Genomic DNA, 7,935 nt, shown 5'->3' on the forward strand with positions numbered 1-7,935 from the left:
CTCAAGCTGGTTGGCTCGCAAAACTTCCTCCAATGGACGCGCAACCGGTGTCAAACCGGCTGCGCGTGGCTTGAAATGAATAAATCAGGGGCGACTAAGTCGTTGTCAATGTCAGTCCATCTAAGCTGTAGCTGTTCCTCACGCCGTAGCCCACTGATTAAAGACACGCCCAAGTAGTAGCCACCTACAGCTTTTTGGACGTTGCCCTCGCCTTTCAAGTACTTCTCTGCTGTCTTAATGTAGTCATCCAGCGCCTTTACGATGCGCTCAACTTCTGCGTCCGTAAATGTATTGCGTCGATTAGCTTCTTCGCCTTTGTCCGTCTTTGGTAGCTTCTTAAAGTCAAACCCGTCAATGTAGGTTTCATTACGCTTGTGCAGCCACTTCATCATTGCGTTGATAGTAGCTTGCTCGTTGGCTATCGTTGTAGAACTTACAGCGAGCTTTTTCTTACCCTTAGTTCGCTCTAAAAAGTAGTTCTCGCAATCCGTACGCTCAAGCTCTTTCAGTTTAACGTCACGCCCAATAAAGTTAAGCCAATGCTCTAAGTGCGTCTTAATCGTCCTATATCGTCCAGCAACAATGCCAGCCGCTTGCCCTACTTCTAGCTCACGTTGCTCCAAATAACGCTCAACGCCTATCTTTGTTGTGATTGAGAAGTAGGTTTTGCCAGCCAATTCCTTTGCCTTAAGCTCGTGATAATGGAGCTTGGCTTTATCGATGGCTGTGCTTTTGTTTCTCGTTTTAAGACTGAAGCGAGCGTACTTGCCTTCCTTAGCAAGCCACATACGCATCTGCCAATATTCGCCTCGCTTATATATTACAGCTTCGTCGAATATGGGTTCTTCGTCGTCGTTAAATGAGTGTTTTTTGAGAGGCATATGGGGCTGCGAGTTACTACGATTTTGAGTAGCTACAGCTTTGTGTAGCTTTACGTGTAACTTTAACTTCGCAGCCCTTAAAAATCAACAGTTTAGCGATTTTGTGAAACTTTTGTGTAAGTAGAAAACCTATACAAATCAACTACTTACGCTATAAAAGTCACTCCCACTCAATCGTCGCCGGTGGTTTGCTGGACACGTCGTAGGTCACGCGGTTGATGCCACGCACTTCGTTGATGATGCGGCCCGATACGCGTTTGAGCAGGCTGTAAGGCAGCTCCGCCCAGTCGGCGGTCATGAAGTCGCTGGTGCAGACCGCGCGCAGCGCCACCACGTAGTCGTAGGTGCGGCCATCACCCATCACGCCCACGCTCTTGACCGGCAGGAACACGGTGAAGGCCTGGCTGGTCAGGTCGTACCAGCTCTTGCCGCTGATGGGGTCGATGGTGGAACGCAGCTCTTCGATGAAGATGGCGTCGGCGCGGCGCAGCAGGTCGGCATATTCCTTCTTCACTTCACCCAAAATGCGCACGCCCAAGCCCGGGCCCGGGAAGGGGTGGCGGTACACCATGTCGTGCGGCAGGCCCAGGGCCACGCCGAGTTCGCGGACCTCGTCCTTGAACAGGTCGCGCAGCGGCTCCAGCAGCTTCAGGCCCAGTTGTTCCGGCAGACCGCCCACGTTGTGGTGGCTCTTGATGGTCACGGCCTTCTTGCTCTTGGCGCCGCCGGACTCGATCACGTCCGGGTAGATGGTGCCCTGGGCCAGCCACTTGGCGCCTTTGGCGCCGTCGCCCTTGAGCTTGGCCGCCTCAGCCTTGAACACGTCCACGAACAGGCCGCCGATGATCTTGCGCTTCTTCTCCGGGTCGGTGACACCGGCCAGTTGCCCCAGGAACAGGTCGCTGGCGTCCACGCGGATCACCTTGGCGTGCAGCTTGCCTTCAAACATGTCCATCACCATGTCGCCCTCGTGCAGGCGCAGCAGGCCGTGGTCCACGAACACGCAGGTCAGCTGGTCGCCAATGGCGCGGTGGATCAGCGCGGCCGCCACCGACGAATCGACGCCGCCGGACAGGCCCAGGATCACCTCTTCGTCACCCACCTGCTCGCGGATCTTCTGCACCGCTTCTTCGATGTGGTCGCGCATGACCCAGTCGGCGCGGGTGCCGCAGATGTCCAGCACAAAGCGCTCCAGCATGGCGCGGCCCTGCACGGTGTGCGTCACCTCCGGGTGGAACTGCACCGCATAGAAACGGCGGGCTTCGTCGGCCATGCCGGCGATGGGGCAGGAATCGGTGCTGGCCATGAGCTTGAAACCCGGCGGCAGTTCGGTCACCTTGTCGCCGTGGCTCATCCACACCCTGAGCATGCCGTGGCCCTCGGGGGTGGTGAAGTCCACGATGTCTTTCAACAGGTTCGTGTGGCCGCGCGCGCGCACCTCGGCATAACCGAATTCGCGGGTGTGGCCGGCCTCGACCTTGCCGCCCAATTGCTGCGCCATGGTCTGCATGCCGTAGCAAATGCCCAGCACCGGCACGCCCAGTTCGAATACCGCGTCCGGCGCCTTGTCGTCCACTTCGTAGACGCTGGCATGGCTGCCCGACAGGATCACCCCTTTGAGCTGACCGTCGGCGGCGTAGTCACGCACCCAGTCGCTGCTCACGTCGCAGGGGTGCACTTCGCAGTACACGTGCGCCTCGCGCACACGCCGGGCGATCAGCTGGGTGACCTGGGAGCCAAAATCGAGGATGAGGATTTTCTGGTGTTGCATGGCGTGTGTGCGGGTGTCGCGGCAAGAGAATCGCAAAAAACGCGAAAGGCCGCCCCGAAGGACGGCCCTTGTGGGCCCCAGGGCGGGCCCGGTGTCAGTCGGCGCGGTAGTTCGGCGCTTCCTTGGTGATCTGCACGTCGTGCACGTGGCTTTCGCGGATGCCGGCCGAAGTGATTTCCACGAACTCGGCGCGTTGGTGCATCTCGCCAATGGTGGCGCAGCCGCAGTAACCCATGGAGGCACGGATGCCGCCGGCCATCTGGAAGATGATGGAGACAACTGACCCCTTGTAAGGCACGCGGCCTTCGATGCCCTCGGGCACCAGCTTGTCGGCGTTGGGGTTGCCGGTGCTGCTTTCCTGGAAGTAGCGGTCGGCGCTGCCCTGCTGCATCGCGCCGATGCTGCCCATGCCGCGGTAGCTCTTGTAGCTGCGGCCCTGGTAAAGCACGATCTCGCCCGGCGCCTCTTCGGTGCCGGCGAACATGCCGCCCATCATCACGGTGCCCGCGCCGGCCGCGATCGCCTTGGCGATGTCACCGCTGTAGCGGATGCCGCCGTCGGCGATCAGCGGCACGCCGGTGCCCTGCAGCGCGGTGGCCACGTTGTCGATGGCGGTGATCTGCGGCACACCGACACCGGCCACGATGCGGGTGGTGCAGATGGAGCCCGGGCCAATGCCCACTTTGACGCCGTCGGCCCCGGCCTCCACCAACGCCAGTGCGGCCGCGCCGGTGGCGATGTTGCCACCGATGACCTGCACCTGCGGGTAGTGCTGCTTGACCCAGCGCACGCGGTCGATCACGCCTTTGCTGTGGCCGTGCGCGGTGTCCACCACGATGGCGTCCACCCCGGCCTTGACCAGCGCCTCGACCCGTTCTTCGGTGCCGGCGCCCACACCCACCGCCGCACCCACGCGCAGGCGGCCGGCGGCGTCGCGCGCGGCGTTGGGGAAGTTGAGCTGTTTGGTGATGTCCTTGACGGTGATCAGGCCCTGCAGTTCAAAGCCGTTCTTCACCACCAGCAGGCGCTCCAGCTTGTGCTTGTTCAGCAGCGCTTTGGCCTCTTCCGGGGTGGTGCCTTCGGGCACCGTGACCAGCCGCTCCTGTGGCGTCATGATTTCGGTGACCGGCAGATCGTAGCGGGTCTCGAAGCGCAGGTCGCGGCCGGTGACGATGCCGACCACTTTGCCGCCCTCGACCACCGGGAAGCCGGAGACACCCAACTCGTCGGACAGCGCCATGACCTGGCGCACCGTGGTGCCGGGGCTGATCACCACCGGGTCGCGCAGGACGCCGGACTCGTAGCGCTTGACCTTGGCCACCTGGGCGGCCTGTTCTTGCGCCGACAGGTTTTTGTGCACGATGCCAATGCCGCCTTCCTGGGCGATGGCAATGGCCAGCCGCGCCTCGGTCACCGTGTCCATGGCCGCCGAGACCAGGGGCAGGTTCAGGGTGATGTCGCGGGTGAACTGGGTCGCGAGGGATGTGTCCTTGGGCAGGACCTGGGAGTACGCGGGCACCAGCAACACGTCGTCGAAGGTGAGCGCTTTACCGAGTAGGCGCATGTAGGAAGCTCCAAAAACACTATTGTACTGGGACCGCAGACCCGAGCCGCTCAGTACCCCGGCTTGGCGCCCGGCCGCTTGCTGGCGAACAGGCCAGCGGCCTTGGCGCCCTGGCGTTGGAAACGCTCGCGCCGCGCCACCTTGGGGTCCACCCGCAGCGGGCGGTACAGCTCGATCCGGTCCCGGTCGCGCAAGGGCGTGTCCAGGCCGGCCTGGCGGCCCCAGATGCCCAACGTCAGCCGGTCGGGGCCGGCGGCGTGCAGGCGCGGCAGCAGCGGCCAACCGGTGGCGGTCAGGGCCTGGGCGGCGGTGGCGCCGTCGGGCAACTCCAGCGCGACCTCCTGCACGGCTTGCGGGCCGTCCGCCCACACCACGGTGATGCGCATGGTGCCGCCCCCCTCACGCGCCGTACACCTGGTCGGCACGCTTGACGAAGGCGTCCACCAGGCTGCCGGCGATCTTGTCGAACACCGGGCCCACCAACGCAGCCAGGGTGGCACTGGAAAACCCGTAGTTCAGGGTGAATTCGATCTTGCAGGCGCGCTGCGTGCCGTCGCCCACCGGCTTGAACTCCCAGGTGCCGTGCATGTGCGAAAACGGCCCGTCCACCAGCTCCAGGTGGATGCGGCGGTCGGTGATGTGGGTGTTGCGGGTGGTGAAGCTTTTTTTCAGGCCACCGATGGACATGCCAATGGACGCCACCATGCCGTCGGCCGTGGTTTCCAGCACCTGGCCCGAGCTGCACCAGGGCAGAAACTCCGGGTAGCGGGGCACATCGGTGACCAGCGCGAACATTTCGTGCGCGCTGTGCCAGATCAAAACTGTCTTGTGTACGCTTTTCATACAATCGTTGGCCGTGCCCGGGATTGTAGAGGTCGCGGGGCACCCCCATATCCACACCATGTCCGCCAAACCGAAAACCAAAACCCCCGACCGCGACAGCCGCATCGCCGAAAACAAGAAGGCCGCCTTCAACTACCACTTCGAGGAGCGGCACGAGTGCGGCCTGGTGCTGGAGGGCTGGGAGGTCAAGGCACTGCGCGCCAGCAAGGTGCAGCTGACCGAGGGGTATGTGGTCATCCGCGAAGGCGAACTGTTCCTGATCGGTTGCCTGATCAACCCCTTGCGCACCGCGTCCACCCACGTCAACGCCGAAAGCGCGCGCACCCGCAAGCTGCTGATGCACCGCGAGGAAATCCGCCGGCTGGTGGGCAAGGTGGAGCAAAAAGGCTACACCCTGGTGCCCCTGAACCTGCACTGGAAAAACGGCCGGGTGAAGTGCGAGATTGCGCTGGCCAAGGGCAAGGGCGAGCACGACAAGCGCGACACCATCAAGGACCGGGAAGGCAAGCGCGAGGTGGAGCGTGCGATGAAGAGCCGCCACCGCTGAGCCACCCCATCCCGGCGACCACCAGCCCACGGGCCGCGCAGGCCCGCCGGGTGCTGGGCCGTCAGGCCAGGGCGCGCAGTGGGTGGGCGTGGGCCGGCCAGGGGCTGACGAAAAACGGGGCCACCATGTCGGGCGTCACGTCTTCGATGCGCGGCGGGTTCCAGCGCGGGCTGTGGTCTTTGTCCACCGCCAGGGCGCGGATGCCTTCCACCGTTTCGCTGCTCGTGCCGCTGCGCTGCAGGTGGCCGGTCTGGAAGCAGTGGCGCACCAGGTCGCGTTCCATGCGCAGGTCGTCGGCCAGGTTCATGCGGCGGGCGCGCCGCACCTGCTCCAGCACCACGTGCAGCATGAGCGGGCTGCGGGTGCGCAGCACCTCCAGGGCTTGGGCCGCACCGGCGGTGGGCATGCGCGCCAGCGCGGCCACGATGGCCGGTACGCTGGCCTCGCCAAACGCCGCTTCCACCTCGGCGGTCAGCAGCGGCGCGTCGGCGGCCACCCGCCGTACCCAGCCGGCTGCGTCCATCCAGCGCTGCCAGGCGGCGGCAAAGGCCTCGGGGTTGGGCGCGTCGATCTGTTGCAAGGCGGTCCAGGCGTCCGGCAGGCGGTCGGCCGGGGCGATCACGTCGGCCAGGCCGTAGGCCACCGCTTCGGCGGCGCCCATGACATGGCCCGTCAGCGCGAGGTACTCGCCCACATGGCCGGGGCAGCGGCTCAGGAAGTAGCCACCGCCCACGTCCGGGAACAGGCCGATGTGGGTTTCCGGCATGGCCATTTTGGTGTGTTCCGTCACCACCCGCACCGAGCCGCCCTGGCTGATGCCCATGCCACCGCCCATGACGATGCCGTCCATGAAGGCGAGGTAAGGCTTGGGGTAGGTGAAGATCAGGTGGTTGAGGGCGTATTCCTCGGTGAAGAAATCCTCCAACGCCGGGTCGCCCTGGGTCGCCGCCTGGTGGAAAAACCGGATGTCGCCGCCGGCGCAGAAAGCGCCAAACGGGCCGTGCTTGCCGCTGCCGCGCACCGCCACGGCGCGCACGGTGGGGTCGTCGCGCCAGGCGGTGAGCGCCGCTGACAGCGCCCGCACCATGGGCAGGCTCAGGGCGTTGAGCGCCTTGGGGCGGTTCAGGGTCAGCAGGCCAACGCCGTGGGGGCTGACTTCAGCGACGACCTCCGGGGTGTTCCAGTTCATGCGGGTCTCCAGTGTGTTCGGTTACCAGGGTTTGGATGCGGTAGTGCCCCTCGCGCTCGCGCCAGCCCAGCCATTCGTTGGCCACCAAGGCGCCCAGCACCAACGCGCCGCCCTGCAGCACATAGGGTTGCGGCACCTCGTTGGCGCCCAGCCAGGCCAGGGCGATACCGAACAGCACCTCCAGCAGCGCCAGCAGGGACATCTCGGGCGGGCTCAGCGACCGGGCACAGAGCACGGCCAGCACACAGGGGATGGCCAATTGTCCCAGCCCCAGGCCGGCCAGCAGGGTCACATCGTGGACACTGGCGCCCAGCGGCCAGGCCAGCGGCAGCGCGAAGAGCGACGACAGCAGCGCCCCGATCAGCACCGCCGGCACCAGGTCCACCTGGTGGCCCGCCGCCTGGCTGCGCTGCACCAGGTTCCAGTTGACGGCGCCGCCGATGGGCGCGCCCAGGGCCACCAGCGTGCCCAGCCAGTGGCCGCCGTCCAGCTGCTGGCCGAACATCCAGCCGATGCCCAGCCCGGCCACCGCGATGGCGCCCCAAGTGCGCGGCGTCAGGCGCTGGCGGAACAGCAAGCGCGACACCAGCGCGGTGAACAGCGGCCCGGCCGCCAGCGTGATGAGCACGTTGGCCACCGAAGTGAGCGCCAGGCCCAGCATGAAGGCGGTAAACATCACCGCCCAGCATGCGCCCGAAGCCCACAGCACCCAGCCTTCCTGGCGCATGCGGCGCCAGACGCCCCAACCTTGCCACAGCGGCAGGATGACCAGCAGCGACAGCAGCGTGAAGAAGCTGCGCCAGAAGGTGATCTCAAAGGCCTGGGCCTGCTCCAGTTGGCGGGTCACCACCCCGGCGGTGGCCCAGAGGAAGGTGACCAGCACCATCAGGCCCACGGCCCGACCGTGGCGCAGGGTCATGCGCCTTCGCGGCTGGCACGCTTGCGGTCGTGCTCTTTCAGGAAGCGCTTGCGCAGGCGCACGCTCTTGGGCGTGATCTCGACCAGCTCGTCGTCCTCGATGAACTCGACCCCGTACTCCAGCGTCAGCTCGATCGGCGGGGTGATCTTCACCGCGTCTTCCTTGCCCGACACGCGGAAGTTGGTCAGCTGCTTGGTGCGGGTGGCGTTGACGATGAGGTC

General features: G+C 64.8%; 8 protein-coding genes and 1 pseudogene. 1 reads left to right on the plus strand and 8 read right to left on the minus strand.

Annotated elements, in window-relative coordinates; translation table 11 throughout:
• Positions 1 to 50: 50 nt before the first annotated feature.
• The 5 genes from HA630_RS06920 to HA630_RS06940 all read right to left on the minus strand — a co-directional run bounded on the left by HA630_RS06920 (position 51) and on the right by HA630_RS06940 (position 5,059).
• A complete protein-coding gene (locus HA630_RS06920; RefSeq protein WP_166833597.1) occupies positions 51 to 881 on the minus strand; it encodes a hypothetical protein in 831 nt (276 codons plus the stop codon).
• A gap of 160 nt (positions 882 to 1,041) precedes the next feature.
• Positions 1,042 to 2,652, minus strand: a complete 1,611-nt coding sequence (gene guaA, locus HA630_RS06925; protein ID WP_166833599.1) for a glutamine-hydrolyzing GMP synthase — start codon at positions 2,650 to 2,652, stop codon at positions 1,042 to 1,044.
• Positions 2,653 to 2,746: 94 nt separating this feature from the next.
• The gene (guaB, locus tag HA630_RS06930; RefSeq protein WP_166833601.1) at positions 2,747 to 4,216 is read right to left on the minus strand and encodes an IMP dehydrogenase; all 1,470 of its coding nucleotides are present in this window, start codon (positions 4,214 to 4,216) and stop codon (positions 2,747 to 2,749) included.
• A gap of 50 nt (positions 4,217 to 4,266) precedes the next feature.
• The gene (locus tag HA630_RS06935; RefSeq protein ID WP_166833603.1) at positions 4,267 to 4,602 is read right to left on the minus strand and encodes an RnfH family protein; all 336 of its coding nucleotides are present in this window, start codon (positions 4,600 to 4,602) and stop codon (positions 4,267 to 4,269) included.
• A gap of 13 nt (positions 4,603 to 4,615) precedes the next feature.
• Positions 4,616 to 5,059 carry a type II toxin-antitoxin system RatA family toxin gene (locus HA630_RS06940; RefSeq protein ID WP_166833605.1) on the minus strand — a complete coding sequence of 148 codons (444 nt, stop codon included), beginning with the start codon at positions 5,057 to 5,059 and terminating at the stop codon, positions 4,616 to 4,618.
• 58 nt (positions 5,060 to 5,117) lie between these two features.
• On the opposite strand from HA630_RS06940, the gene smpB reads away from it, so the two are divergent.
• Complete coding sequence (gene smpB / locus HA630_RS06945) at positions 5,118 to 5,606, plus strand: SsrA-binding protein SmpB (protein WP_166833608.1); 489 nt, start codon at positions 5,118 to 5,120, stop codon at positions 5,604 to 5,606.
• A gap of 61 nt (positions 5,607 to 5,667) precedes the next feature.
• On the opposite strand, the gene HA630_RS06950 is transcribed toward smpB, so the two are convergent.
• From HA630_RS06950 to HA630_RS06960, 3 genes and pseudogenes are all read right to left on the minus strand, one after another.
• Complete coding sequence (locus tag HA630_RS06950) at positions 5,668 to 6,795, minus strand: enoyl-CoA hydratase/isomerase family protein (protein WP_166833610.1); 1,128 nt, start codon at positions 6,793 to 6,795, stop codon at positions 5,668 to 5,670.
• The gene (locus HA630_RS06955; protein WP_166833612.1) at positions 6,764 to 7,714 is read right to left on the minus strand and encodes a DMT family transporter; all 951 of its coding nucleotides are present in this window, start codon (positions 7,712 to 7,714) and stop codon (positions 6,764 to 6,766) included. Before HA630_RS06955 ends, HA630_RS06950 begins: the two co-directional genes overlap by 32 nt.
• Positions 7,711 to 7,935, minus strand: a pseudogene (locus HA630_RS06960) (translational GTPase TypA); the annotation flags it as partial. The gene HA630_RS06955 and the pseudogene HA630_RS06960, both read right to left, overlap by 4 nt.

Source organism: Aquabacterium sp. A08, assembly GCF_011742065.1.